The organism is Trichococcus sp. (genome assembly GCF_055118575.1).
The window spans coordinates 1-25,231 of the sequence record NZ_JBSQPW010000024.1; the positions used below are offsets into that span (position 1 = coordinate 1).

Annotated in this window: 26 protein-coding genes, 1 other RNA gene, 1 pseudogene and 1 riboswitch; of the genes and pseudogenes, 22 read left to right on the forward strand and 6 right to left on the reverse strand. The window is 50.0% G+C overall.

The genetic code is table 11. The features are described from left to right. Positions 1 to 724: ATP-binding protein (locus ACTCCX_RS07980; RefSeq protein ID WP_463275501.1), on the forward strand; the 724-nt coding region annotated here is incomplete at its 5' end. Positions 725 to 1,075: 351 nt separating this feature from the next. Here ACTCCX_RS07980 and ssrA read toward each other — a convergent pair. Next, positions 1,076 to 1,440: a transfer-messenger RNA gene (gene ssrA, locus ACTCCX_RS07985) on the reverse strand. A 274-nt stretch (positions 1,441 to 1,714) separates the two neighbouring features. Between ssrA and ACTCCX_RS07990 the strand changes: the two genes are divergently transcribed. From ACTCCX_RS07990 to ACTCCX_RS08010, 5 genes and pseudogenes are all read left to right on the forward strand, one after another. Next, positions 1,715 to 2,329, forward strand: a complete 615-nt coding sequence (locus tag ACTCCX_RS07990) for a YdhK family protein (protein WP_463275502.1) — start codon at positions 1,715 to 1,717, stop codon at positions 2,327 to 2,329. A 147-nt stretch (positions 2,330 to 2,476) separates the two neighbouring features. Then, the gene (locus ACTCCX_RS07995) at positions 2,477 to 2,686 is read left to right on the forward strand and encodes a hypothetical protein (protein WP_463275503.1); all 210 of its coding nucleotides are present in this window, start codon (positions 2,477 to 2,479) and stop codon (positions 2,684 to 2,686) included. Between the two features lie 322 nt (positions 2,687 to 3,008). Beyond that, positions 3,009 to 3,209: a hypothetical protein gene (locus ACTCCX_RS08000; RefSeq protein WP_463275504.1), complete on the forward strand. Its 201-nt coding sequence runs from the start codon at positions 3,009 to 3,011 to the stop codon at positions 3,207 to 3,209. A gap of 231 nt (positions 3,210 to 3,440) precedes the next feature. Then, positions 3,441 to 3,647, forward strand: a complete 207-nt coding sequence (locus ACTCCX_RS08005; protein ID WP_463275505.1) for a cold-shock protein — start codon at positions 3,441 to 3,443, stop codon at positions 3,645 to 3,647. 141 nt (positions 3,648 to 3,788) lie between these two features. Then, a pseudogene (locus ACTCCX_RS08010) lies at positions 3,789 to 3,950 on the forward strand (cold-shock protein); the annotation flags it as partial. 113 nt (positions 3,951 to 4,063) lie between these two features. Here the strand turns inward: ACTCCX_RS08010 and ACTCCX_RS08015 are convergent. Both ACTCCX_RS08015 and ACTCCX_RS08020 read right to left on the reverse strand, forming a co-directional pair. Next, on the reverse strand, positions 4,064 to 4,666 hold the full coding sequence (locus tag ACTCCX_RS08015; protein WP_463275506.1) for a hypothetical protein: 603 nt from the start codon (positions 4,664 to 4,666) through the stop codon (positions 4,064 to 4,066). Between the two features lie 25 nt (positions 4,667 to 4,691). After that, positions 4,692 to 5,696 carry an ornithine cyclodeaminase family protein gene (locus tag ACTCCX_RS08020; protein WP_463275507.1) on the reverse strand — a complete coding sequence of 335 codons (1,005 nt, stop codon included), beginning with the start codon at positions 5,694 to 5,696 and terminating at the stop codon, positions 4,692 to 4,694. A 204-nt stretch (positions 5,697 to 5,900) separates the two neighbouring features. Between ACTCCX_RS08020 and ACTCCX_RS08025 the strand changes: the two genes are divergently transcribed. From ACTCCX_RS08025 to scfA, 4 genes are all read left to right on the forward strand, one after another. Continuing rightward, positions 5,901 to 6,752 (forward strand): SMP-30/gluconolactonase/LRE family protein, encoded by an 852-nt coding sequence (locus ACTCCX_RS08025; RefSeq protein WP_463275508.1) that lies wholly within the window; start codon positions 5,901 to 5,903, stop codon positions 6,750 to 6,752. Between the two features lie 99 nt (positions 6,753 to 6,851). Continuing rightward, positions 6,852 to 7,406: an NADPH-dependent FMN reductase gene (locus ACTCCX_RS08030; protein WP_463275509.1), complete on the forward strand. Its 555-nt coding sequence runs from the start codon at positions 6,852 to 6,854 to the stop codon at positions 7,404 to 7,406. 113 nt (positions 7,407 to 7,519) lie between these two features. Then, a complete protein-coding gene (locus ACTCCX_RS08035) occupies positions 7,520 to 8,992 on the forward strand; it encodes an aminotransferase class I/II-fold pyridoxal phosphate-dependent enzyme (protein WP_463275510.1) in 1,473 nt (490 codons plus the stop codon). A gap of 170 nt (positions 8,993 to 9,162) precedes the next feature. Next, positions 9,163 to 9,318 (forward strand): six-cysteine ranthipeptide SCIFF, encoded by a 156-nt coding sequence (gene scfA, locus ACTCCX_RS08040; RefSeq protein ID WP_084253821.1) that lies wholly within the window; start codon positions 9,163 to 9,165, stop codon positions 9,316 to 9,318. A 150-nt stretch (positions 9,319 to 9,468) separates the two neighbouring features. Here the strand turns inward: scfA and ACTCCX_RS08045 are convergent, their stop codons facing one another. Beyond that, positions 9,469 to 10,488 (reverse strand): RNA-guided endonuclease InsQ/TnpB family protein, encoded by a 1,020-nt coding sequence (locus ACTCCX_RS08045; protein WP_463275511.1) that lies wholly within the window; start codon positions 10,486 to 10,488, stop codon positions 9,469 to 9,471. A gap of 206 nt (positions 10,489 to 10,694) precedes the next feature. Here ACTCCX_RS08045 and scfB point away from each other — a divergent pair, with 206 nt between their 5' ends. Then, positions 10,695 to 12,098, forward strand: coding sequence for a thioether cross-link-forming SCIFF peptide maturase (scfB, locus tag ACTCCX_RS08050; protein WP_463275512.1), 1,404 nt, complete (start codon positions 10,695 to 10,697; stop codon positions 12,096 to 12,098). A gap of 317 nt (positions 12,099 to 12,415) precedes the next feature. On the opposite strand, the gene ACTCCX_RS08055 is transcribed toward scfB, so the two are convergent. Next, entirely contained in the window at positions 12,416 to 13,585 is a 1,170-nt protein-coding gene (locus ACTCCX_RS08055; protein ID WP_463275513.1) for an aminotransferase class I/II-fold pyridoxal phosphate-dependent enzyme, read from the reverse strand. A 248-nt stretch (positions 13,586 to 13,833) separates the two neighbouring features. Beyond that, positions 13,834 to 13,979: riboswitch (Lysine riboswitch) on the forward strand. A 159-nt stretch (positions 13,980 to 14,138) separates the two neighbouring features. Here ACTCCX_RS08055 and dapD point away from each other — a divergent pair. The 10 genes from dapD (at position 14,139) to ACTCCX_RS08105 (ending at position 23,347) form a co-directional block, all read left to right on the forward strand. Then, on the forward strand, positions 14,139 to 14,852 hold the full coding sequence (dapD, locus tag ACTCCX_RS08060; protein WP_463275514.1) for a 2,3,4,5-tetrahydropyridine-2,6-dicarboxylate N-acetyltransferase: 714 nt from the start codon (positions 14,139 to 14,141) through the stop codon (positions 14,850 to 14,852). Between the two features lie 31 nt (positions 14,853 to 14,883). After that, positions 14,884 to 16,026: a M20 metallopeptidase family protein gene (locus ACTCCX_RS08065; RefSeq protein WP_463275534.1), complete on the forward strand. Its 1,143-nt coding sequence runs from the start codon at positions 14,884 to 14,886 to the stop codon at positions 16,024 to 16,026. Positions 16,027 to 16,449: 423 nt separating this feature from the next. Continuing rightward, entirely contained in the window at positions 16,450 to 16,965 is a 516-nt protein-coding gene (locus ACTCCX_RS08070; RefSeq protein WP_463275515.1) for a hypothetical protein, read from the forward strand. A 32-nt stretch (positions 16,966 to 16,997) separates the two neighbouring features. After that, on the forward strand, positions 16,998 to 17,528 hold the full coding sequence (locus tag ACTCCX_RS08075; RefSeq protein WP_463275535.1) for a DUF2179 domain-containing protein: 531 nt from the start codon (positions 16,998 to 17,000) through the stop codon (positions 17,526 to 17,528). Positions 17,529 to 17,568: 40 nt separating this feature from the next. Continuing rightward, complete coding sequence (locus ACTCCX_RS08080; RefSeq protein WP_463275516.1) at positions 17,569 to 18,516, forward strand: aldo/keto reductase; 948 nt, start codon at positions 17,569 to 17,571, stop codon at positions 18,514 to 18,516. Positions 18,517 to 18,871: 355 nt separating this feature from the next. After that, complete coding sequence (locus tag ACTCCX_RS08085) at positions 18,872 to 19,912, forward strand: branched-chain amino acid aminotransferase (protein WP_463275536.1); 1,041 nt, start codon at positions 18,872 to 18,874, stop codon at positions 19,910 to 19,912. Positions 19,913 to 20,282: 370 nt separating this feature from the next. Further along, on the forward strand, positions 20,283 to 21,305 hold the full coding sequence (locus ACTCCX_RS08090; protein ID WP_463275517.1) for a YihY/virulence factor BrkB family protein: 1,023 nt from the start codon (positions 20,283 to 20,285) through the stop codon (positions 21,303 to 21,305). A 94-nt stretch (positions 21,306 to 21,399) separates the two neighbouring features. Continuing rightward, complete coding sequence (locus ACTCCX_RS08095) at positions 21,400 to 22,596, forward strand: FtsW/RodA/SpoVE family cell cycle protein (protein ID WP_463275518.1); 1,197 nt, start codon at positions 21,400 to 21,402, stop codon at positions 22,594 to 22,596. A gap of 24 nt (positions 22,597 to 22,620) precedes the next feature. Continuing rightward, positions 22,621 to 22,974: a Spx/MgsR family RNA polymerase-binding regulatory protein gene (locus ACTCCX_RS08100; protein WP_463275519.1), complete on the forward strand. Its 354-nt coding sequence runs from the start codon at positions 22,621 to 22,623 to the stop codon at positions 22,972 to 22,974. A gap of 16 nt (positions 22,975 to 22,990) precedes the next feature. Continuing rightward, entirely contained in the window at positions 22,991 to 23,347 is a 357-nt protein-coding gene (locus ACTCCX_RS08105; RefSeq protein WP_463275520.1) for a glycine cleavage system H family protein, read from the forward strand. A 121-nt stretch (positions 23,348 to 23,468) separates the two neighbouring features. On the opposite strand, the gene ACTCCX_RS08110 is transcribed toward ACTCCX_RS08105, so the two are convergent. Next, positions 23,469 to 24,194, reverse strand: coding sequence for a gamma-glutamyl-gamma-aminobutyrate hydrolase family protein (locus ACTCCX_RS08110; RefSeq protein WP_463275521.1), 726 nt, complete (start codon positions 24,192 to 24,194; stop codon positions 23,469 to 23,471). 255 nt (positions 24,195 to 24,449) lie between these two features. Between ACTCCX_RS08110 and sufC the strand changes: the two genes are divergently transcribed. Next, entirely contained in the window at positions 24,450 to 25,223 is a 774-nt protein-coding gene (sufC, locus tag ACTCCX_RS08115; RefSeq protein ID WP_068622182.1) for a Fe-S cluster assembly ATPase SufC, read from the forward strand. Positions 25,224 to 25,231 lie beyond the last annotated feature (8 nt).

Genomic DNA, 25,231 nt, shown 5'->3' on the forward strand with positions numbered 1-25,231 from the left:
GTTCGTCATCAGCGAAGGCGTCGTCTACATCATCGAAGTGAACCCGCGCGCGAGCCGGACGATTCCGTTCCTGAGCAAAGTGACCGGCATTCCGATGGCCAAGTTGGCCACAAAAGGGATTCTGGGACTGAAGCTGAAGGATTTGGGTTACAAGACAGGTCTGGTCCCTTCAAAAGCAGGCGTATACGTGAAGATGCCAGTCTTCAGTTTCAGCAAACTGAAGAAAGTTGACACAGTTTTGGGACCTGAAATGAAGTCTACCGGAGAAATCATCGGTAAAGACGTCAATTTGCCGAAAGCTTTGTACAAAGGCTTCATCGCATCAGGCGTGCATGTGCCTGACTATGGTACAGCGTTGATGACGGTATCGGATAAAGATAAAGAAGAGATCATCCCATTGGCGAAACGCTTGATTTCGTTAGGCTACCATATCGTTGCCACGACAGGTACCGGAAAAGCATTGGAAGCAGAGGGAATCAAAGTGGACGTCATCGAGAAAATCAATGAGAACAGCAATGACATTCTTGACGCTATCCGCGATGGCCGCATCAACCTGGTCGTCAATACGATGACGGAAGGCAAGACGAGCGAGACCGACGGATTCCTGATCCGCCGTGAAGCAGTCGAAAACAACATCCCATGTTTGACATCTTTGGATACAGCCGAAGCCTTGCTGCAAGCGATGGAGACCATCCATTTCCAATTGGAAGACATGAGTAAATAATTGTAACTGCGTTCTTTAGAAGGGCTGCCTCATTGGGGCAGCCCTTTTGCATTGCATCTGCAGCATGAGTGTCTTCGGGGTTATCGGATAACTTGAAAGAATCCGACAAGCAGAGCGCACGAGCCTTCGGAGTTGTCGGATAACTTGAAAGAATCCGACAAGCGGATCGCGGATGGCACTGGGGTTGTCGGATAACCGGAAAGAATCCGACAAGCGGAGAGCACGCCCACCCACCTCTGGATCTGTCGGATTCCTGCTATCTAATCAAATCTGAACGACAAAAAAACACCCCGCAGAAAGTCATATGAATCACTTCATATCAACATTTCTATGGGGTGTTGTCTCATACTAGTATGGAGACGACGGGAGTCGAACCCGTGTCCAAGCATATCGGCACTTCCAAGTCTACGCTCATAGTTAAACTATTGGAATTCGCCTTGAACTAGCCGTTTAACAGGCATCATTGTCGGCTAATCTGATTGATCTCTTCTGATTCCTCCAGATGGAAGGTCACAGCGTATCCCACATCATTGAGACCCTGATCTGAGTACATGGGCGATACCAGGAGGATCTTAGCTAGCTACAATTAAGCAGCGAAAGCTAAAGTGTTGTTTTGTGTTTTGTCAGTTGTATTTAACTGTAACGTTTTAGCGTAGACGTAACCTACGGAGCGCATCAAAAGCTCGACCTATACCTGTCGAATCCGTAACGTCCCCGGAATGGGAATGCACAGAGTTATCTTGCATCTCATATTATACGGTATCCAGTCCAAAAAGCAAGTATTATGCACAAAATATTTTGGTAGACTGCCGCATGTTTCCGAAAACCAACAAAGAATCGCAAGCGGTTCGGAATCGAATCGAAGGCTTTCGGAAGCTTTCAGCGCATACCGCTGTCCTGCCGGAGAGGGCTATTCTTTGAAATGTACAGCCAGTTTGAGTAAACTATAAATAAGTAACAAGCATTCCCATTAAGAAAGGATGGATAGAGATGAGACAGAGAAAGATGGTAATGAGTTTATTCAGTCTATCGGCTACAGTATTATTGGCCGCTTGTTCACCGCAGACTAATACGGAGGATACCTCTGTAGATGTCGAGAGTGTTTCAATGGAAAGCATGATTGAAGAGTCTTCTGTCAGCAGCTCAGAAGGCATGGGTGATATGGTCCACGATGACTCCGGAGAAATTCCGGAAGGATTAATCGAGGCAGAAGATCCGGTCTACAGAGTGGGAGATTCAGCCATCATGCAAGTAGGGCATATGGATGGCATGGAAGGGGCAGAAGCGACAATCGTCGGAGCGTTCGACACAACCGCCTATGAAGTCTCCTATGACCCAACCAATGGAGACGCGAGAGTGGAAAATCACCAATGGGTAATCCATGAAGAAATCATGGATGCCGGCGAAAATCCTTTCAGCGTCGGCGATGAAGTGATGCTGGATGCCGAGCACATGGAAGGTATGAGCGGCGCGACTGCAACTATCGATGCCGTTGAAACGACCACCGTCTACATGGTGAACTATACGGATACGATAACCGGGGAAATGATCGAAAACCATAAGTGGGTGACCGAACAGGAACTTGCGCCGGTTTCAGATCAATAGACACTCAGAATCCGGATCAGCAATGTCAAGTGTGCCTGGACACGGTTTCGACTCCTTTTAACAGCAGCAAATGTTTGAGCTTCTGGAATTAATTAAGAGGATAACTGATTCTGAGATGTATCCGCGCAACAGAAAGGACTGGTCACTATGAAATTCGGTATGCGCAAACCGAGCCTGAAACGTTCATTGAAAGCTAGGACGTCTGGAAAGATGAAGCGGGCAATCAAACGCAAAACAAATCCGTTCTACGGCAAAAAAGGAATGGGCCTGGTCCGGGACGCCAAAAGGGCAGCCTACAACAGGATATACAAAAAAGCCACGTTCTCGATTTGGGATCTGTTCAAGAAAAGAAAATAAGTCAATAATAATGATGACCGCCTCCTCAGTTGGAGCACGGTCATTTTTTTGATATAGCAGGAAAGTATAAAATTTTTCGGATTGAAAAGTGCTTCACCGTAGGGGTTTCACAGGTTTCCAAAATGTTTCATGCGCCTAACTGAACGAACCCGTTCAGCATTTCTTATTCCGAAAATCGCATCAAATATATTGCAGGTTTAAACATAAAATTCTGTATATATTTTGAAAAGAAGGGTATAATGAAAGCGTTACCTGAACAATGCGAAAGAAACATTTCCATACCCGATTGTTCAGGCTAACCACGACATAGGAGGCGGTTGCGATGACAATGAAGAAATTCCAAGTGGAGCTACCTGAAGATATGCTGGAAAAAATGAGACATGGGTATGCCGCAAAAAGGAGACAAGGCGGCTACGAGGTGAAAAATATCAGCGATGAAGAACTGGCTGAATATTTCATGAGCATGGGCTTGAATTATGTCGACAGAAAAATATCCGAAATTCTTGATAAAGAAAAAAAATAAAACAAAAGAGAAGCGATCCCGCAAAGATTGCTTCTCTTTTGTTTTTCAAATAACATTTTGTCAATTTTCGCAAAATCTGAGAAGGTAGGGGTTGCACAATCCAAAAATACATGGTACAATAACTTTAACATTTTGTGAAGCGCAGAAAAGAATTGTTTCAAAACATTCCGATTCGTAACGTTAGCAACAATGTATCATAAAGTGCAAGACGCACGAGGAGGATTTTCAATTATGGAACAAGGTACAGTAAAATGGTTTAACGCAGAAAAAGGTTTTGGTTTCATCGAACGCGAAAACGGAGACGATGTATTCGTACATTTCTCAGCTATCCAATCTGAAGGTTTCAAATCTTTAGAAGAAGGCCAAGCAGTAACTTTCAGCGTAGAAGAAGGTAATTTTTTTGGAATTTGTTCAAAATCAAAAGTCTGTTTGGTTTGATTTGCTTTGTTGGATGAAACATGGTACAATGAATTTAACATTTTGTTGGGTTAGAGAAACGAATTGCTTTACGAAAATTCCGATCCGTAGCGTTAGCAACAATGTAAGATATGTGCAATAGCACGAGGAGGATTTTCAATTATGGAACAAGGTACAGTAAAATGGTTTAACGCAGACAAAGGTTTTGGCTTCATCGAACGCGAAAGCGGAGACGATGTATTCGTACATTTCTCAGCTATCCAATCTGAAGGTTTCAAATCTTTAGAAGAAGGCCAAGCAGTAACTTTCAGCGTAGAAGAAGGTAACTCCTGCCAAATCTCCGCCCAAATCGATTTCAGCCGGAATAGTCGACCCAATATAATGAGCCTCAGGAACCCGATGCAAAATCAGGCTTCCTGAGGCTTTATTTTGTTGAATCAGTATTTCTTCTTAGGATGGCGATCGACGACTTCCGGATATTTTGCCAGGATGGCTTCGCCGGCAGGAGTGATGCGGTAACCCCTCAGGGGGAATTGGGAAGCGAGTTGTTCTTCGCTCAGTTCTTGTTTTGCAAGCTCCATCAATTCCGGCTTCTTCAGCTTGGAATATCCACCCACTTCGTAGTGTTTCAGGATGGCTTTCAAGCTGGCTGCATTCAGGTGATCCAATAAATCGGACGCTGACAGTTCCACTGCATAGCCTTTTTCGAGCACTTCATCCAGTGCTTGGCGGCCATCGATGCCGTAGTTGTATTCGAAATATTTCGGATAAACACTGTCGTTCGTGAATGTTCCGAATTGGATGCGCCACAACAGGATCAGATGCCCGGGAAGGATATCTTCCTCAAAACGGATTAAGTTGCGCTTCGGAACGAGCTGTTCCGATCCGATCCGCACGGCGTTCAGCCAATCTTCCTTGTCGCGTTTTTCGGAAATGTATGGCACCTCGGCATAATCCTGATAAAGTGCAAAAATATCCTGGACCGCTTTATCCTGCAAGTCCAAATGGCTGTTTTGTTTGTCGATATTGTTCGTGTTCATAGTACTCCTCCAGTTCATTTCTGTTTTATACTTCAAAATCGAAGGCGTAGCCCCTTCCTTTTTCGAGCGCTCTCCGGTAAACTTCTCCAGCAATCGCGACATCCATCGCTCCGGTGCCGATCGGGATGCAGATGGTGATGCCCTGCGAAAGGTCACCGGCATCTTTCTTTCCGATCGCCAATTCGCCCAACGTTGCAAAAACATCTTTTTCGGACAGTTTTCCCTCACCCGTCAGTTTCTTCAAAGCACCGCGATGGAGAGCCTGCTCCACATGGTCAACGATGATTTTGTCCGCCTTCAGGATAAGTTCATCTTCAATTTCCTGGAAAGATCCCAACGGAAAAATGAGGGTGCCTTTGTTGATCCATTCCGCTTTGATGAGGGGAGTCTGCGCCGGCGTCACGGTGATGAGGACCTCGGCCTGGCTGGCTTCCCGGGGATCATCGACGATGCGGATGGCGCCTTTGACGTGTTCTTGCATCTTTTCGGCAAATGCTTCGGCTGTGGAACGCTTGTGGTTCCAGACGATCAACTCGGTGATGTCGAACAGATCAGCGATTGCCCGGATATTGGTGCTGGCTTGCATACCAGCTCCGTAGAGGCCGATGCTTACGGTCGGTTTCTTGTGCAAATACCGTAATGCGTTTGCTGTCTGGGCCCCGGTGCGCATATTGGTGATATAAGCGCCTTCAAGTGCAGCGGTGAAGGTGCCGAGATGCGGATTGATCAACAAAATCATCCCGATGATATAAGGGAGTCCGGCAGCTTTGCGTTCGCCCAAAAATCCCCCTACCCATTTGAGGCCGGCGATATCCTGCCAACCGATGTAAGCGGGCATAGCGTTCATGAAGCCTTCATAATGTGGATAGCCTCCCGTTTCACCCAAGTCCAGCGTCAATTTTGTTGGGTTGATGATAGTGCCGTCACCGAGACCTTGGAATGTCTGATGCACGATATCATTGAAGTCCGTGATATCTACTAATGCCTTGATGGAGCTCTGGTTGATCAGAAGCGTTTTGGTTTCGGCCATGGCTCATTTCCTCCTTTTAGGAATTCTTACTGTATCACAATCTTTTCGTAGTATTCACTTCAAGTATAGCATTTTCTGGGCTGAACAAATAATCGCATGCATCCGTTTAAATAAAGTGTCCGCAAAATCGTATGAATTGTCATGGATATTTTGATGTTATATACTTAAAATATGAATAATTCAGAAAAGAAGAGGTGAGCGAAATTGGGAGAATATACTGGAAAAAGCAGAACTAGGAAACCGGAACTGGTTTTCTATGCGGGTTCGACATTGTTGGAAGGGCCGCACTGGGATGCCAGGAATAATTTGCTTTATTGCGTTTCGATCGAGAACAGCATGATTTACGCTATCGATCCGGAGAATGGCGAGGTCCGGACTTACCTTACCGATGGACCGGTCGGATGCGCAGTCCTCGACCAGGAGGGAATGATTCTGGAGGCCGAAATGGACGGTATTTTCCGCATCGATCCGCGGACGAAGGAGAAGCAACTGGTGGCAAAAGTGCATAATGACGAAAGGATGCGCTACAACGATGGGAAGTTGGATCCGAAAGGCCGACTGGTTATAGGGACGATGGGCTATGAAGATACTTATGAAGGAGAGGCCGCTTTGTATGCCGTCGAAAAGGATGGAACGTTCCGCACGGTTTTGGATGGCCTCACGTTGGCCAATGGTATGGGATGGTCACCGGATGGAAAGACGCTGTATTTCATCGATACGCCGACAAAAAAAGTAGGCAGGTATGCTTATGATCTTAAAACGGGTGAAGCGGTTTTCGAGAAATATGTGGTCGAAATCACCGACGGCAGCAATCCGGACGGTATGTGCGTGGACACGGAAGGGATGATCTGGGTGGCGCAATACGGCGGCGGAAAAGTCTGCAGATGGGATCCGGCGACGGGTGAAAAACTTGATGAGGTCCGGATGACGGTGAAGAATGCGACTTCCTGTTGTCTGGGCGGAAAGGATCATGAATACCTCTATATCACAACCGCGAAGGACGGAGAGACGGAAGAGGAGTTGGCTGGCGGATTGTTCCGCGTGAAATTGGCTTAGCGCTTTCGAGGGTATAATGCATTTCGTTGAATATTGGAAAATTGTTCCGATATAATGAAAGTGTAAGGCGATTCCAAAATAAGAGAGGCGATGGTTTTTATGGTGAAAAAGATCGGATTCTTGGTTGGTAGCTTGCGTGAAGAGGCCTACAGCAAAAAAGTGGCCTTGGCGTTTGCAGCATTGTTCCCGGATGGGTACGAAACAGCGATAGTGGAAATCGGACATTTACCTTTGTACAATCAGGATTTTGATGATGTGGAGGGGATGCTTCCGGATTCGTATACACCGTTCCGTGAGGAAATTAAAGGCTATGATGCTTTTGTGCTTGTGACTCCGGAGTACAATCGGTCCTATCCAGCAGCTTTGAAGAATGCCTTGGACGTCGGTTCGCGTCCGTATGGAGCAAATCTATGGGACGGCAAGCCGGTAGCGGTCATCAGCCAATCTCCAGGTGCATTGGGTGCTTTCGGTGCGAATCACCATTTAAGACAAGTGCTGGTCTTCTTGAATATGGTGCCGTTGCAACAACCGGAAGCCTACATCGGCAACGTCACGAAGTTGCTGAACGAAGACGGTTCCGTGGCTGATGAAAAAACGACGGAATATTTCAAATCAATCGTGGATGCTTTCGTCCAATTGATCGAAAATACATAACCACAATAAATAGAAATGCCTGTCCGCACGGAATATCGTGGGCAGGCATTTTTTGATAGGTTTCCTCTGCTATAATGAAAGCAGACAAATCTCACCCAGAAAAGGAAAAGCATATGGAAAAACAGAACACTACCCCATCACTATTGGACAGATTGAAAAGACATGCGGCTTCAAACAGCATCCCGATGCATATGCCGGGGCACAAGCGGAATTCCGATCTGCTCGGAATGGATCTGCCTTACAGCATCGACATCACCGAGATTGACGGCTTCGACAATCTGCACGGAGCGAGCGGCATCCTCAAGGAATATATGGAGGAAATCGCGGCCTACTACGGCACCAAGCGCTCATTTTACCTCGTGAACGGGAGCACCTGCGGCATCCTGGCAGGGATCCGCGCAGCGACGAAGCGCGGCGGCAAGATTGCGGTCGCACGCAATTGCCACAAATCGGTCTATCATGCAATCGAGTTGTTCGGATTGGAGTCCATCTATCTGATGCCGGAAATGGATGAAGCGTTCGGCATCCACGGCGGCATCTCGACTGCAAGCATCGCAGATACGCTGAAAACACATCCGGATACGCAGCTGGCCGTTTTGACTTCCCCGACGTACGAGGGGGTAGTCAGCGACATAGCGGCGATTGCGGAAATCTGTCACGGGCACGGCATCCCATTGCTGGTCGATGAAGCGCACGGTTCGCATTTCAATTACTCGGATTATTTCCCGACCACCGCGACCGCACTCGGCGCCGACATCGTGATCCAGAGTCTGCACAAGACCTTGCCTTCGTTGACCATGACATCATTGGCCCATCTGAACGGTGATATGATCAACCCGGAAGAAATGGCGCGGCAACTCTCCATCTTCGAAAGCAGCTCGCCGTCCTATGTGCTGATGGCTTCGATCGACAGCTGTTTCCGGTTACTGCGGGATGAAAGCAAGCCCTTATTCGAAAACTACAACAAAAGATTGAATGAATTTTCAGGGGAAATGAAACGACTTGAGCATCTAAAAGTGTTGTGCCACGGAAAGGACAATCCGACGGCGCACCCAACCTTTTTCGCCTTCGACAATGGCAAAATCCTGATTTCTGCGCAAGGAACCGGTCTGACCGGACAAGGGCTTGCGGAAATGTTGCGGAACGAATACCGCATTGAAATGGAGATGGCATACGGCGATCATGCGTTAGCGATGACAAGCGTTTGCGATACGGATGCTACGATGGCTGCTTTGGCCGTTGCGTTGGTGACTATCGACAGCAAACTCACTCCACGGGCTCAAGCGCAATCCCCAAATGACGGCACATTAATTTTCGCTTTGCCGGAAAAGCAATGCGAAATTTGGCAGGCGCTGGAATCGGAAAAAAACGATTGTCCTGTGGAAGATGCTATCGGGCAAACGGCAGCCGAATACGTCTGGGCTTATCCGCCTGGCATCCCGTTGCTGGTGCCGGGAGAACGCATCAGCGATGGGTTCATCCGCCAAGTCCAGACGCTGTCGGAAAAGGGGACGCAGGTCCACAGCGATGCCGGTGGGATCCCGGAAAACGTCCGGATTATTGGGCAGAAACACCTTGTTCAATAACTTACATTTTGAAAGTTATTGAACGAATCACGTTATCGATAAAAACGGTCACTATGCTGATAGGTCGGCAGATTGACGGACTAACAATTTGTTGGTAAAATTATTCACAAAGGAAGCATTTTTCTGTCAAGCAATATGCTTCCTTAACCTATTTCAGAGGAGATGTCGTTATGAAAAGAATCGTGACATTAAGCACCCGCAACCTGAAGGATACTGCCAAACATGGTGGCTGCGGCGCATGCCAAACATCTTGCCAATCCGCGTGCAAAACTTCTTGCGGAATCGCCAACCAAAGCTGTGTGAATCCAAGACAGGCAGCGAAGTGACAACCCACCACTAAAGTAGTGGGATTCTTGAGTACCTTACCGAACGCAGGCCATTTCTGTTTTGTTCAAGTCTCAAGTTTAGGGTGTGCCACCACCCCTCCCGTGGCAGGTCGTTTAGACCCACGGGCACCGACACTATGACCACATCGGTTAGATTGTTTTGGCGATGTTTAGGGCGCCGACTCTGTCGCGGTGGGTATGATACCCACAACTGCAATCATAGTTGCGATCTTTTACCTTGTTTCGCTCCCCGCACGATGGGCAAGTCTGAGACGTATATTCGGGTTTGATGTAGACCACTTTTATCCCGAGCTCACGGGCTTTGTATGCGATAAATGAAGACAATTCGTAGAAGGTCCAACTATGCAAGTTTGCTTTGTTTTTTCCTCTTAGCCTTGAGGTCCGGCGGATGCCGGAAAGGTTTTCCAAATGGATGGTGCCGCAGTTGTTTTCCGCTGCGAACGTGACGACCTGTCTGGAAAGCTTGTGGTTGATGTCCCGCATGATTCTGGATTCCTTGTCGTTGATGGTTCGGATGGCATTGACCTTTTTCTGCTTGCCCAATTGGCGGCGGAGTTCTTTGTACTTCCTGCGGAGGTGCTTGTTTTGCCGGCCGTTGCCGAAGAACTGGGTCTTGCCGTCGGCAGCGATAACGCCTACCGCCGGACAAAGGATACCCAGATCCACACCGAGAATCCCTTCGCCGACAAATTCTTTGTCTTCGGTAGGGACGGAGAATTGCGCCATCCAATGGAAACCTTTCTTCGTGATTCGCAAGGTTCCCAATTTGGAGCCGGAAAGCAACGCAAACAATTCTTCCGGAATGATGGCCTTGATGGCCGTTTTCTTCACCTTTCCGTCTACCATGATCGGAAACCGGATAGCAATTGTGTCCACCGAAAAATTCTGGTTGTTGTACGAAAGCATCGGTTTCTTGAAGGTACACTTTCCGAACTGCTTGTGCTTACTTTTGGCATACCGTATCAGTTCGTTTTTCAGGACTGAAGGAATGTCCGATTCGATGTGCTTTGAAGTGACCCGCGGGAATTTTTCTTCACGGATGGCCTGTTGGATTAATGCGTTTGCTTGTCGGATGTATTCCACCGAGAGCCGTTTTAGTTCCGTGGCTTGTGTCTTCGTCGGTTTTAGTTTGATTTGGACCGTCTTCATCTGCGACCCTGCTTTCCGTTGATTAAGATACCCTTATTATACGAACGTATGTTCAATAAAGCAAGGGGAAGCGCTTGTCATCCCACCATTAAAAGGGGGACCAACTTAATTGGCTTTGTCAACGCCAATGGCGGTGAAAAAAGAGTCCGTCCGACTGATTCCAGTTGGGCGGCAATTTTATGCATAAAAAGGAGTATGAACCCGAAATGATTCATCAATATAAACTGAACGGATACAATATCGTCATGGATACCTACAGCGGTGCCGTGCATGTCGTGGACGACCTGGCCTTCGACATCATCGCACTGTACGAAGAGACGCCGGTCGAAGAGATCGTCACGATGATGCTGGAACAATATGCGAACGACCCGGAAGTCAACGAAACGGAGATCCACGATACACTGTCTGACGTCGAAGAGTTGAAAGCCAACGGGGAACTGTTCACGGAGGACTTGTACCAAGACCTTTCCATCGATCTGAAGAACCGCCAAACATTCGTGAAGGCCCTTTGCCTGAACGTGGCGCATACCTGCAACCTGACTTGCGATTACTGTTTCGCCAGCCAAGGCAAGTACAACGGCGATCGGGCGATCATGAAATTTGAAGTCGGTAAGCAAGCAATCGATTTCCTGCTTGAAAATTCCGGGTTCCACCGCAACTTGGACGTCGATTTCTTCGGCGGCGAGCCGTTGATGGCTTGGCGCGTCGTGAAGCAGATCGTCGAGTACGCGCGCAGCAAGGAAGAGGAGTCCGGCAAGACTTTCCGTTTCACTTTCACAACGAACGGGATGCTGTTGAACGACGAAATCAACGAATTCCTGAACAAAGAAATGTACAACGTCGTCTTGAGCTTGGACGGACGCAAGGAAGTCCACGACCGCCTGCGCCGCACGGTCAACGGAAAAGGCAGCTATGACTACATCTTGCCGAAATTCCAGAAATTCGTGGAAGGGCGCGGCGACAAGGAATACTACGTCCGCGGCACTTACACAGGCAATAACGTCGACTTCACGAACGATATTTTCCACGTCGCCAATCTCGGCTTCGACAAACTGTCGATGGAACCGGTCATCTGCGATCCATCTGAACCTTACGCTTTGACGGAGGAACATCTTCCGGCACTGTACAGACAATATGAAATTCTGGCGGAGGAAATGCTGAAGCGCGGTGAAGAGGGCAACGACTTCACGTTCTACCACTACATGCTGGACCTTTCCGAAGGCCCGTGCATCCAGAAACGCATCTCTGGCTGCGGATCGGGAACGGAATACATGGCTGTCACGCCTTGGGGCGAATTGTTCCCTTGCCACCAGTTCGTCGGTGATGAGGAATTCAGCTTGGGGAATATCTGGGATGGCGTAACCAAACCGGAACTGCAATGCCAATTCAAGGAAGTCAACTGCTACTCCAAACCAGAATGCCAGGATTGCTGGGCGAAATTGTACTGCAGCGGCGGCTGCCCTGCCAACTCCCTGCATGCGACAGGCTCATTAAAAGGCAACTATGAATTCAGTTGCGACCTGTTCCGCAAACGCGTGGAATGCTCGATGATGGTGAAAGTCGCGGAATCGATCCGCGAAATGGAAGCCGAAGCGATGGCCGCTGAGTAAGAACATAACGATAGAAAATGAGAGAAGTGCGCGCCGTTCAACCACGGTTCGCACTTCTTTTTGTCTTTCTGATGAAATTGCAGTTGTTTAGACAAGTTAATATCCGGATGTCAGTTGTTGATGCGGTTACAAATGCAGAACTGTCGACAGAACGCTCTTCTGTCGGGCGTATGCCCAGGACGGTAACCTCAAATGTCGAGAGATCCCGCATCTGTCGACAAAACGGATACCGAAAACCGCGAAACACCCGACAGATAATGCAAGAAGGAGGCATCCCAGCCGGGACACCTCCTCCAGTTCTATTTCATTTCACCGATTTACTGAGCAGCCTTCAACTCGTCCAGAAACGCAACGATGCGACGGCAGCCTTCGATGACGTTCGCATCGCTGGCGGCGTAGCTCATGCGGAAGTAGCCGACGCCGGCCGGTCCGAACGCCGATCCGGGGATGACACCGACGCCGGCTTTGCGGGCGAGGTCGATGCAGAAGTTCCAGTCATCGTTGCCGTACTGTTCCGGAATGCGCGGGAACAAGTAGAAGGCGCCGTCCGGATTATGGATCTGCAGCCCGGCAGCCGTCAAGCCTTCCAGCAGGATGTCCCGGCGTTTGCGGTAGGCCGCCTTCATTTCAGCGGTCACCGCATCGCCATCGCGGAAGGCAACGCCAGCCGCCGTCTGGGCAGGCGTGGAACCGCAAGTGACGAGGCTCTGGTGGTATTTCAAAATTTCGTGTGTCAATTCGGCCGGGGCGGCGACAAAGCCGACGCGCCATCCGGTCATCGCATAGCTCTTCGAAGTGCCGTTGATGACAATCGTCTGCTCTGGAATGTACGTGGCGATGGACGTATGGCTGCCTCCGTAGGTCAGTTCGCTGTAGATTTCATCGCTGAGCACGAAAACATCATATTTTGCAATCACTGCCGCCAAGGCTTCGACTTCCTCCTGCGCATAGGTTGCGCCGGTCGGGTTGCTTGGGTAGTTGAGCACGATCATTTTCGTCTCCGGATTGGCGTCCAGGGTAGCTTTCAGATCCGCTGGCGTAATCAGAAAGCCGGTTCTGGAAGTGTCGATCATTACGTTCTCACCGCCTGCAAGGTGCGCCACGTATTCATATTGCGGGAAGGCCGGCGAAGGGATAATCACTTTGTCGCCCGGATTCATCAGCGCGAACATTGAGGCGGTGATCGCTTCCGTGGCGCCGACAGTCAGGATGATTTCACTTTCCGCTTCATACTGCAGCCCGTATTTCCGCTCCATGAACTTTGCGATTTCCTTGCGTGTTTCGAGGACACCGGCGGAAGGCGCATAATGCGTCTGGTTCTGATTCAGCGCCTCCACGGCCGCCGCTTTGATGAAAGCCGGCGTATCGAAATCCGGCTCCCCCATCGTGAAACGGATCAGATCCTTCACATCGCTGATGGCGGCGTCGAAGTTGCGGATGGGCGATCCTTTCAATTGTTTTACCAAACGGTTCGTTTCTCTGCTCATATATTGTCTCCTCCGGATGAACTATCCTTGATGATGTCGCGTGGGAAACCCACACTTTATGAAAGTAACATAACATGATTGTGGCCTCATTTCTATACAAAGATGGCTGCTCAGGGATAATAATTAGAAAATTGCTCATTTGATGAACATTTTCACATAAAAAAGGTCATTCATCCCGGCACTTTCCGACGCGGAGCGGTTGACAGTCCTGCCGGATAAGTGTACGATTAGAAAAATGAATGAATCACCAAGCAAAAAGAGGTCGCGACTGGTCAAGAGTACCGCAAGGGAAAGGGACGGTCGCCGAAGCATGAGAATGCTGGACCCAGGTTGAACAAATGTGGGGCTGTTCCATTGTCGTTGCCCGATGACAATGGATTGCGCTTTAGCTTGGTTGGGCGAATGCAGGTCTCCGTAGCCGTAAGCACTCGCTTACCGCTATTTTTTTGCATTTCCGCAACAAATGGCCGTCCGCCGCATAGGGCAAACGCAGGCCGGCGTGCTATAATGGGCATGTTGGAACAGAAAAAAATGATCGGGAGGAAACAGCAAAATGAGCGAACTATTATTGACAGATGCTTATGAAATCGCAGCCTACATCAAAGCTGCCGAAAAGCAAACACCCATAAAACTTTACATCAAAGGGGATTTTGAAAACCCAGCCTACGAGGGCTTGAAATTCTTCGGAAGCGGAGACAGCTATACAGTCTTCGGAGATGCTTCAGCAATCTATCCTTTCCTGGAAGCTAACAAAGATAAGATCAAAGATCAGGTCATGGAATATGACAGACGCAATTCCGCGATTCCTTTGTTGGATACGACTAAGGCCGATGCCCGCATCGAGCCAGGCTCCTTCATCCGTGATCACGTGACAATCGGCAAGAGCGCGGTCATCATGATGGGTGCAGTCATCAATATCGGCGCAGTCATTGGCGAAGGCACGATGATCGATATGGGTGCGGTCGTCGGCGCACGCGGCACAATCGGCAAAAATTGCCACATCGGTGCTGGCGCAGTGGTTGCAGGCGTACTCGAGCCACCTTCGAAATCACCAGTCATCATTGAAGACGGTGTTTTGGTCGGCGCGAACGCGGTCATCATCGAAGGTGTGCACATCGGCGAAGGTGCTGTTGTCGCAGCCGGCGCAATCGTATTGGAAGACGTACCGGCTAATGCGGTTGTAGCGGGATCCCCTGCTAAAATCGTGAAGATGAAGGACGAACAGACAAGCGAAAAAACCCAATTGTTGGCTGATTTAAGAGACTAATAACTACACGCGGAGGGACCAGGTGAAGAGCATGCAAATTGCAGAATTATACGAAACGGTGAAAAAGATCCGAAGGGAGCTCCACCAGATTCCGGAGATTGGCTTCGATCTGCCGTTGACTTCGGAATATGTCCGCCAGAAACTGGTGTCATTCGGTTATGAACCAATCAGCACCGCCGAAACCGGATGGGTAGCCTTGTTGAAGGGCAAGTCGCCGGAAGCGGTCGCTTTCCGTGCGGATATGGATGCGCTGGAGGTCACCGAGGAAACCGGAGTGGATTTCGCTTCGATTCACCCGGGCAAAATGCATGCATGCGGACATGACGGGCATATGGCCCTGTTGTTGGGTTTCGCGAAATACCTGAAGTCCCTGCCGATTTTGGAGAAGTCCGTCGTGCTGGTCTTCCAGCCGGCCGAAGAAGGTCCAGGCGGTGCGAAATGGATTATGGATTCCGGCATTCTGCAGGAATTGCAGGTCGAAAAAATCTACGGCTACCACGTGTATCCAAGTCTGCCTGAAGGTATTTTCGGCTTGGCTAAAGGACCCCTGATGGCGCGCAACGGCGAATTCGACATCACGCTTGAAGGCGTCAGCTCGCATGCCGGGCAGCCGCATTTCGGCAAGGATGCCCTGATCGCCGCCGCACAGATCCTGCTTTCGGTCCAAAATATTCTGGCCCGCGATCTCGATCCGCTGCAGCCGGCAGTCGTGAACATCGGCACGCTGCATGCCGGGGAAGCCCGCAACATTGTGGCCGGCAGAGCCGAGTTGACCGGTACGATCCGCAGCTACGACAAGGTGGTCTACGCGGCCATCAAGGAGCGCCTCGCCGACATCTGCGCCGGCGTCGAGCGCTTGAGCGGTGTCATCTGCAGGTTGGATATCCGCGATTTCTATCCGGAAGTCACAAACGATGCGGAAATGATCGGCACGTTGATGGATGCACTGCCGATGGATACCTACGAGGTCGTCAAACCGTTGATGCTGGCCGAGGACTTCGCTTTCTACCAGGAAAGCATCCGCGGGGCCTTCATCCTGCTCGGCACCGGCCGTCCCGATATGGGATGGACGCACCCGCTCCACAGCAGCCGTTTCAACTTCGACGAGAAGGTTCTGTTGAAAGGGATCGAATGCTACGATTTGATCCTCGAAAAAGAAGGGCTCAAAGGCTGAAAGCTAACAGCAAGTTACCGAACACACAACATACAACCAAAAAGCACCCTCGCCGGGGTGCTTTTTGCTTTCGGGGCACATAACGATTGCCGTCCTCCGGTGAGGGGTGTTTCGCCGGAGTACAGGACCTCATTCAAATGCTCTCCTCCGATGGCAGGAGCCTCATCGGAGGAGAGCCCATCTATTACCGGTCTCCTCCGGCGAACGGACCCTCGCCGGAGCTGTGGGCCAGTGTGCATTGTTCATCTCCGGCAGCCACTTTTTACCTAATTTGATCGAAGCGGGCAAACCAGATGGGTTGCAGCAATATTGCTCCGCATCCAATAAAATTGTAAAGGTTCGCTTAAATTGATGGATGTGGAAAGCATTTTTTCGGCAAAAAAGGTACAATGGAATCACATATTGGATGAAAGAGGGGAAATTATGCATAAGAAAAGATTATCCGCATTTCTTTTAGGCTCCACAGCATGGCTGCTTGTCGCCTGTCAAAGTCCAGCAACAGACACGGCAGCCATCGAGACGGCGACGAGCACGTCGCAAGTGCAATCGGAAAAGCAGGCAACTGGTGAGGCGAGTACGCAAGCCGCTTCAAGAGCGAGCAGTCTGGAAGCGACCGAGAGCGTGCAGACACAGCCTGCAGCAAACAGCACAACAGCGGATTCCACCACTACCATCGAGACGGCCCAGACCGCTGAAGAGTCGGCACTGATTACCGAGGCAAAACAAACAATCACGCAATTGACAGGCTATGTCGAAAGCGACGTGTATCTTTTCATCGTGGAATCGGTAGAGGGCAATGAAGTCACCATCAACGTCCGCGAAAACGGCGCCGAGGTAGCCAGCTCCGTCGGCTTTTACCGCTACAACGGAACGACCGGAGAACTGCTGGAAATGGATATCGTAACGGGCGAATACACCCGCCATCCCGCACAATACTAAAGAGTCCGTTTTGAACAAAAAAAGGAGTGATGATGATTCTCGACTTAGAATTATTGACAAAAATTTTCGCGATCAATCTAAGCTATGTCACGCTGAACACAATCCGTTTCATGCTGACGATAAAAGGCTACCGCATTTTGGCGCCACTGTTGAGCATGGTGGAGATCGTCATTTACGTGTTGGGACTGTCGATGGTCATGAACAGCCTCGACAATCCGCTTAATCTGGCGGCCTATGCACTCGGATACGGTGCCGGAATCGCTGTCGGCATAAAAATCGAGGATTGGCTCGCGCTCGGTTATACGATGATCACCGTCATGACCCAGGACGTGACCAGCACAATGCCGAATCAACTGCGCGATCTTGGTTACGGCGTCTCCAGTTACAGAGCCAACGGTAGGGACGGCGAGCGTCTTGTGCTCGAAATTTTGCTGACACGCAAAGCCGAACGCCACCTTCAGAACAAAGTGCTGGAGATCGATCAGAAAGCTTTCATGGTTTCGTATGACCCGAAATACATCCACGGCGGTTTCTGGTCCAAACGGGTCCACCTCGGCAAATAAAGCAACAATTAAATGACCGAACAAAGAAAGGGGAAACGATATGACTGAACTTGTGAAATTGGGAAGAACCGACCTGCTGATCCATCCAATCGGGCTAGGGGCGAACAAAATCGCCGCAGCCGATCCGGAAACGAACACCGAATACGGCGGTGAGGTGCTCTTGAGCGCGATCGATAAGGGATTGAACTTCATCGATACAGCCTTCCTTTATGGGAAGGGCACTTCCGAAACAATCATCGGCAAGACATTAAAGGAACACAGCCTACGCAATAATGTCGTCATCGCCACAAAGGGCGCGCACCAGTTGACGGAAACGGGTATTGTTCTGAACAATAATCCGGATTTCCTGACGGAACAGGTCGAAGACAGTCTCAGGCGACTGCAGACCGACCACATCGATCTTTATTACATCCATTTTCCGGATGAAAAGACACCCAAAGCCGAAGCTGTCGGCGCGCTGCAGCGACTGAAGGAACAAGGGAAAATCCGTGCCATCGGTGTCTCTAACTTCAATCTGGACCAGCTGAAGGAAGGCAACGCCAACGGCTACATCGATGTTGTCCAGGATGAATACAATCTCCTGAACCAGTCGGCCGAAGAGATACTCTTCCCTTATTGCCGCGAACAAGGCATCTCCTTTATCCCGTACTTCCCGTTCGCATCCGGGCTGCTGGCCGGCAAGTACAGGGAAGATTCGGTCTTGTCGGAGAAACAACGGCAGCGTCCGCAGTTCCAGGGCGGCACCTACACAGATATCCTGAAGCGCGTGGATATGATCCGGCCGCTTGCCGCGAAGCACCATACGGGCCTGCAGAATGTCGTTTTGGCCTACTACCTTTCCAAGGATATTGTCGATGCTGTCATTCCGGGCGCCCGCAATCGTCAACAGGTGCTCGAGAACCTCGAAGCTGCAGAAGTCCGGTTGGATGCAGCGGACATCGCTTTGATCCAGCAAGCTTTCCCGGCATCGTATCGGTTGCCGAAATGAATTTCCGGTTGCATCACATCCTTTTATTGCAAAATGATGAAAAAAGCATTTGACATTCATTAGATACAAGCATAGAATTACATCATAATCTAACAAAAAGAGGGGAGTGGATGGGAATGGATGCGACTTGCGGAATGTGCACGCTGCAGAACAAAAAGAAAGCGTCGTTCTCATTCGATGCCCTAGTCATTCTAGAAGTGATTTAAGCCCAGGATTCTTACTTACTACAAGTAGAGTCCTCTTTCCGCTTCATTGGGCTCTCATAAAGAATGAGCCTGATCGCATAGGCTCATTCTTTTTTTCGTTCAGTATGACAGGTAAATAATATAGATATGGAGTGGTTTGGATGACAGAAATGACACAGACAGAAGAACAGAAAGCGTTGAACATCGATTGGGAAAATCTAGGATTCAGTTACATCAAGACGGATTACCGCTTCATTTCTTATTGGAAAGACGGCAAATGGGATGACGGCGAAATGACGACCGACAACAAAGTCCACATCAGCGAAGGCTCTCCGGTTCTGCACTACGGCCAATCCTGCTTTGAGGGGTTGAAGGCATACCGCACAAAAGACGGCAGCATCAATCTGTTCCGTCCTGAAGAAAATGCCAAACGGATGATCCAAAGCTGTCAACGTCTCTTGATGCCTGAGTTTCCGGTTGAAAAATTTGTCGAAGCCGCTAAAGCTGTCGTCAAAGCGAATGAAAAATGGGTGCCGCCTTACAATACAGGCAGCACACTCTACCTGCGCCCTTACTTGATGGGTGTCGGCGACAACATCGGCGTCAGCCCGGCGACCGAATACATTTTCTCAATCTTCGTGATGCCGGTAGGCCCTTACTTCAAAGGTGGCTTGACGCCGACGAACTTCATCGTGTCCGACTACGACCGCGCCGCACCGCACGGCACAGGTGCAGCCAAAGTCGGAGGTAACTACGCAAGCAGCTTGCTGCCTGGTAAAGAAGCGCATGATCGCAACTTCAGCGACTGCATCTATCTTGATCCGGCAACGCACACGAAAATCGAAGAAGTCGGCTCGGCAAACTTCTTCGGCATCACGAAGGACAACCGCTTTGTGACACCGAAATCACCATCGATCCTGCCGAGCATCACCAAGTACTCTTTGTTGTATTTGGCTGAGCACCACTTGGGCATGCAAGTCGAAGAAGGCGATGTCTTCATCGACAAGCTGGATGAGTTCAGCGAAGCCGGTGCCTGCGGAACTGCTGCAGTCATCTCACCGATCGGCGGCATCCAGTACGGCGACAACTTCCACGTCTTCAATTCCGAAACGGAAGTCGGACCTGTGACCCGCAAATTGTATGAAGAACTGACCGGTATCCAATTCGGCGATCTGGAAGCGCCTGAAGGTTGGATCGTGAAAGTGGACTAAACGATTAGATGAAAATGCAGCTCTCCCAAAGCCTTTATGCTGGCGGAGGGCTGTTTTTTTGGTGCTGGCTGCCGGAAAAGGTCGGCAGCTCCGGTGAGGGAGCGCTGCCCGGAGAACAGCGTGCGTGCCGGCGACCAACTCCGGCGAGCGAATGTTGGCCGGAGGAGAGGTTTTTTGCGGCAGCCGAACTCCGGCGAAGCCGAGCCAACCGGAGGTGACATTTTCCTGGAATCGCCAGCACCGGCAAGGGCTACCTTCGCCGGCGCTGACGGAGCAACTAGGCTGTACCGCTCCATCAATGCATATCGGTGGCATTCAGAGCCGCTTTTGGCTATGATTAAGCTATAGATATTGGCGGGAGGAAAGAGGAATGAATGCATTAAGGAAATACATCAAAAATCCAAAAATTCGCCAAATCATGGTCTTGTTCCAGCAGCATTGGGGCCGGATGGAGATTGGACGGCAGTCGGCTGAGATGGCCTACTATGTTTTGTTGGCGCTGCTTCCCTCACTGTTGCTGTTGGGGAACATCATTCCGTTGCTGCCGTTGCCGCGGGAGCAGGTGGTGGCCTATGTGGAGATGGCCTTGCCGCTTGAAGTCAGCAATACGCTCACGCCGATACTGGAAGAATATTTGAACAGCGGCAGTGGTGGGGTGGTTTCATTCGGGCTGGTGTTGTCGATCTGGACAGCTTCGAAGGCATTCAATGTCTTCCAGAACGTTTTGAATCAAGTGTACAACACGAAGATGCGGAAGAACTTCATCGTCCACAGGATTTTTTCGTTCGTTATTGCCTTTCTGTTGGTCGCCATGATTGCGCTCGTTGCCTTCCTGTTCATGTTCGGCAGATATATCCGTGATTTCTTTGAAGAATTTTTATCCATCCAGTTGGACTTCATCACGGCATTCGATAATGTCCGGTGGGTCTGGGCCTTCCTGATCATCTCCATCATCATGACCGTCATTTATTTCGTGGTTCCGAACGTGCGCTGGTCAATCAAGTATTCCCTGCCGGGTGCGGCATTCGCAACGATCGGCTTCCTGCTGATTTCGCAATTGTTCTCCCTATATGTCGGAGTCGCCGGCAACCAAGCAATCGGGAACAGCGCGATCGGGGTTGTGATCACGCTGCTGTTGTGGTTGTATCTGATGGGCACGGTACTGATCCTGGGCGGCTTCCTCAACGTGATGCTGTACCATTATTTCCGACCATTGCCGATCGTTCTGAAAGAGGAGAGCCGTTATGCGATCCGTTATTCGAAGAACGCATTGGCGCTGACCGTCAACGAACAATCGCTGAAACGGCGGCTGATCCGCAAAAAACTGCGCATCCAGTCGAACAAACAGGCAGACGCATTATTGAATCCGGAAAGTCGGGGCAAAGAGGTTTAGGATTTTTTAAACCTCGGCGCCTTTTTTTTTGGGCGAAGTTTCTATATAATGAAAAGATAGCACGCCCATTGTTTTAGAAAGAAAGGATTTAACCATGCGAAATCAACAAACTACGCAGAATGCGGATGTTTCTAAGATCGATTACGGCATCATCCTGTCCGTGTTCCTTCTTGCCATCATCAGCGTCCTGACGATTTATTCAACGACTGTCCTGCAGACGAACGGTGACATCAGTACGACCATCATGCAGCTCGTTTGGTACGGCATCGGCATCATTGCCGCGGCCATCGTGATGCATTTCGATTCCGAACAACTTTGGAAAGTCGCGCCGCTCGCATATGGGGCCGGCATCCTGCTGCTGTTTCTGGTCCTGATTTTCTATGACCGCAATACCTACTACCTCCAGGGGGCAAAAAGTTGGTTCCGCTTCGGTTCCGTCACGTTCCAGCCTTCCGAGGTCGTGAAAGTCGCCCTCATCATCATGCTGGCGCGAGTCATCACCGAGCACAATATGCAGATCGATGACCGGACCGAAAAAACCGACATGAACTTGCTGCTGAAGATCGCCATGTGGTCGGCACCGCCGCTGCTGCTGGTTATCCTGCAGAATGACCTCGGGACGACGCTCGTGTTCCTGGCGATCATCATCGGCATGACCTTCCTTTCGGGAGTATCCTGGAAAATCCTGCTGCCCGTATTCGGGACGATTGGAGCGCTCGGATCGTTGCTAATCTACTTGGTAGTGTATAACCGCGATGTGCTCCTGAACTTCGGCTTCCAGAATTACCAACTCGCCCGGATCGATTCCTGGCTCGACCCATTCGGGGACAGCACCGGGGATGCTTATCAATTGGCGCAAAGCATGAAAGCGATCGGATCGGGCAAACTATTCGGCAAAGGCCTTGGCGTTTCCGAAGTCTACGTGCCGGTTCGCGTTTCCGATATGATCTTTTCCACGATCGGCGAGAATTTCGGCTTCATTGGCGGGTGTTTTCTCATTTTCGTCTACTTCTTGCTGATCTATCAAATGATCCGGATCTGTTTCGATACGAAAAACGAATTTTATGCCTACATGGCGACGGGCGTCATTATGATGATCCTGTTCCACGTATTGGAAAATATCGGCATGACGATCGGGTTGTTGCCGATCACCGGTATCCCGTTGCCGTTCATCTCGCAGGGGGGCTCGGCGCTGCTCGGCAATATGCTCGGGATCGGGCTGGTCATGTCGATGCGTTACCATTACCGCAGCTACATGTTCTCGGAAGAGGACGAACATTTCGGCATCTGAGCCTAACTTAAGGAGGCAACTGTATTGATCACTATTTATCAACATCCCCAATGCTCGACCTGCAAAAAAACGCGCGCTTGGTTCGACGAAGAGGGCATCGCCTATGAATTGAAGGACATCCGCGAAGAGCGTCCGGACCGTGAAAGTATCCGCCAAGCGATCGCATCCGGCAATTTGACGCTTCGCCGTATGTTCAACACGAGCGGTAATCTGTACAAGGAAATGCAACTGAAGGACAAACTCGACAGCATGGAACTTGAAGAAGCGTTGGATCTGTTGGAATCAGACGGAATGTTGATCCGCCGACCATTCGTAACGGATGGCACGCAGATCACGGTCGGACACGACGAAGAAAAGTTTGAGACCATCTGGAAATAAGAAAGGGGAAACCAACATGACTGAAAACACAGTGAAATACAGCGAGAACGGCTTCTGGATCAAGAAGGAAGCCGACAAGTACATCATCGGCCTGTCCGAAAAAGGCCAGGACGATCTGGGCGAAGTCAGCTTCATCGACCTTCCCGAAACGGGAGCAATCAAAACGACCGACACACTGATCGGCGTAGAGGCTGCCAAAGCGATGACGGATTTGACTTCACCATTGGACGGCACGATCACAGCCGTCAACGAAGCACTGGAAAACAATCCGGAGAACCTGAACAGTAGCGATGCAACAGTGAACTGGATCGTCGCACTGACGGACGTATCCGAGGAAGCATTCGAAGCTTTGCTGAACGAATCCGGACTGTAAAAGCATGTGAAAAGATAAAAAGGCAAGCGCGTGGATATGACATCCGAGCGCTTGCCTTTTTTATTTTTTTCCAGCGAAGGCCGGGTTGGCCGGAGGAGCCGGCCCGAAACCCGATATCCTCCTAGCGCGCCGACCGCGCTACCAGATCCTCGAAGAAGAGACGCATGGTCTTCGACTCCGGTATCATCGTCTCCGGGTGCCATTGGATGGCCAGGATGCTTTGTTCCGGATCCGTCGCTTCGACGGCTTCGACAAGACCGTCAGGGCTATATCCGACAGGCTGCAAACCCTTTGCGATAACCTTCAACGCTTGGTGATGAAACGAATTCACCGGTAGCTTTCCGCCAACGAGTTCGTGGAGGTGGCTGCCTTCCGTCACGATGACTGAGTGGGTTGCATACTTGAAGTCGGTCTTTTGTTGATGCTGGATGCGCATTTCCGGATATTCATGGGCAAGGTCCTGATAGAGGCTGCCGCCCATCTGCACGTTCAAGATCTGCAAGCCGCGGCAGACGGCCAAAATCGGTTTCTTCTGTTTCAAGGCTTCCTCCACGAGCGCCATTTCGAAGTCGTCGCGCAAAGGGAAGGTCGCGCCGATATGCAGGCTCGGTTCCTCACCGTAAAAATTCGGAGAAACATCTTGTCCGCCCGTCAACAGCAGCCCATCGATTTTGGCGATGTAGTCCGCTGCCGTTTCGGGGGCGCCGATTGGTATGATCAGCGGGTTGCCTCCCGCTGCCTGGACCCCTTTCACGAATCCGATGGGTGTGTAGGCGACGGAAATGCCTGAGAAAGCGGGGACTGCTTCCAGTAATTGGTTGCCGGTGATGCCGATCAATGGTCTCATATATGTTAACTTCCTTTCGCTAATTGCTGATTTTCATCATTTTACACCACAATCGGGAATATGGGAAAGAATCGTTCTTATTGGTGGACAAAACCGATCGATAGTTTATAATGATTATAAATTAAAAAAAAATATCGTTGATTGATTGGGTTTTCATTAGGATTTCATTGCGAAAGGTTTTCAATTGGGTTAGAATAGTCGTAGTGTCAATAATGAAGGTTCGATTAAAATATATAGATTGCGAGGAGTTAGTTTATGTCTACTTTAGAAATAATAGATCTGCATGTCTCCATTGAGGATAAACAAATTTTGAAGGGCGTCAATCTGGTGATGAACACCGGCGAAATCCACGCCATCATGGGGCCGAACGGTACGGGTAAATCGACTCTGTCGCAAGCGATCATGGGCCATCCGAGCTACACGATCACGCAAGGCCAGATCCTGTTGGACGGCGAAGATGTGACGGAAATGGAAGTCGACGAACGCGCCCGCGCCGGCCTGTTCCTGGCGATGCAATACCCGAGCGAAATCACCGGCATCACGAACGCCGAATTCATGCGCGCAGCCATCAATGCCCGCCGCGCGGAAGACGATAAAATTTCAGTCATGAATTTCATCAAGAAATTGGATGAAAAAATGGAAATCCTGAACATGCCGGAAGAAATGGCTGAACGCTATTTGAACGAAGGTTTCTCAGGCGGAGAAAAGAAACGCAACGAAATCCTGCAGTTGATGATGATCGAACCGAAATTCGCCATCCTTGACGAAATCGACTCCGGTCTCGATATCGATGCCTTGAAAGTCGTTTCCAAAGGCGTGAACCTGATGTCCGGTCCTGACTTCGGCGTCCTGATCATCACCCACTACCAACGTCTCTTGAATTATGTACACCCTACATTCGTCCATGTCATGATGGACGGCCGCATCGTGAAATCCGGCGATGCCAGCTTGGCGAAACGTCTGGAAGCGGAAGGCTACCGCGGTATCCGCGACGAATTAGGACTTGATATCCAATTGGATGAAGAATAGGAGGACGT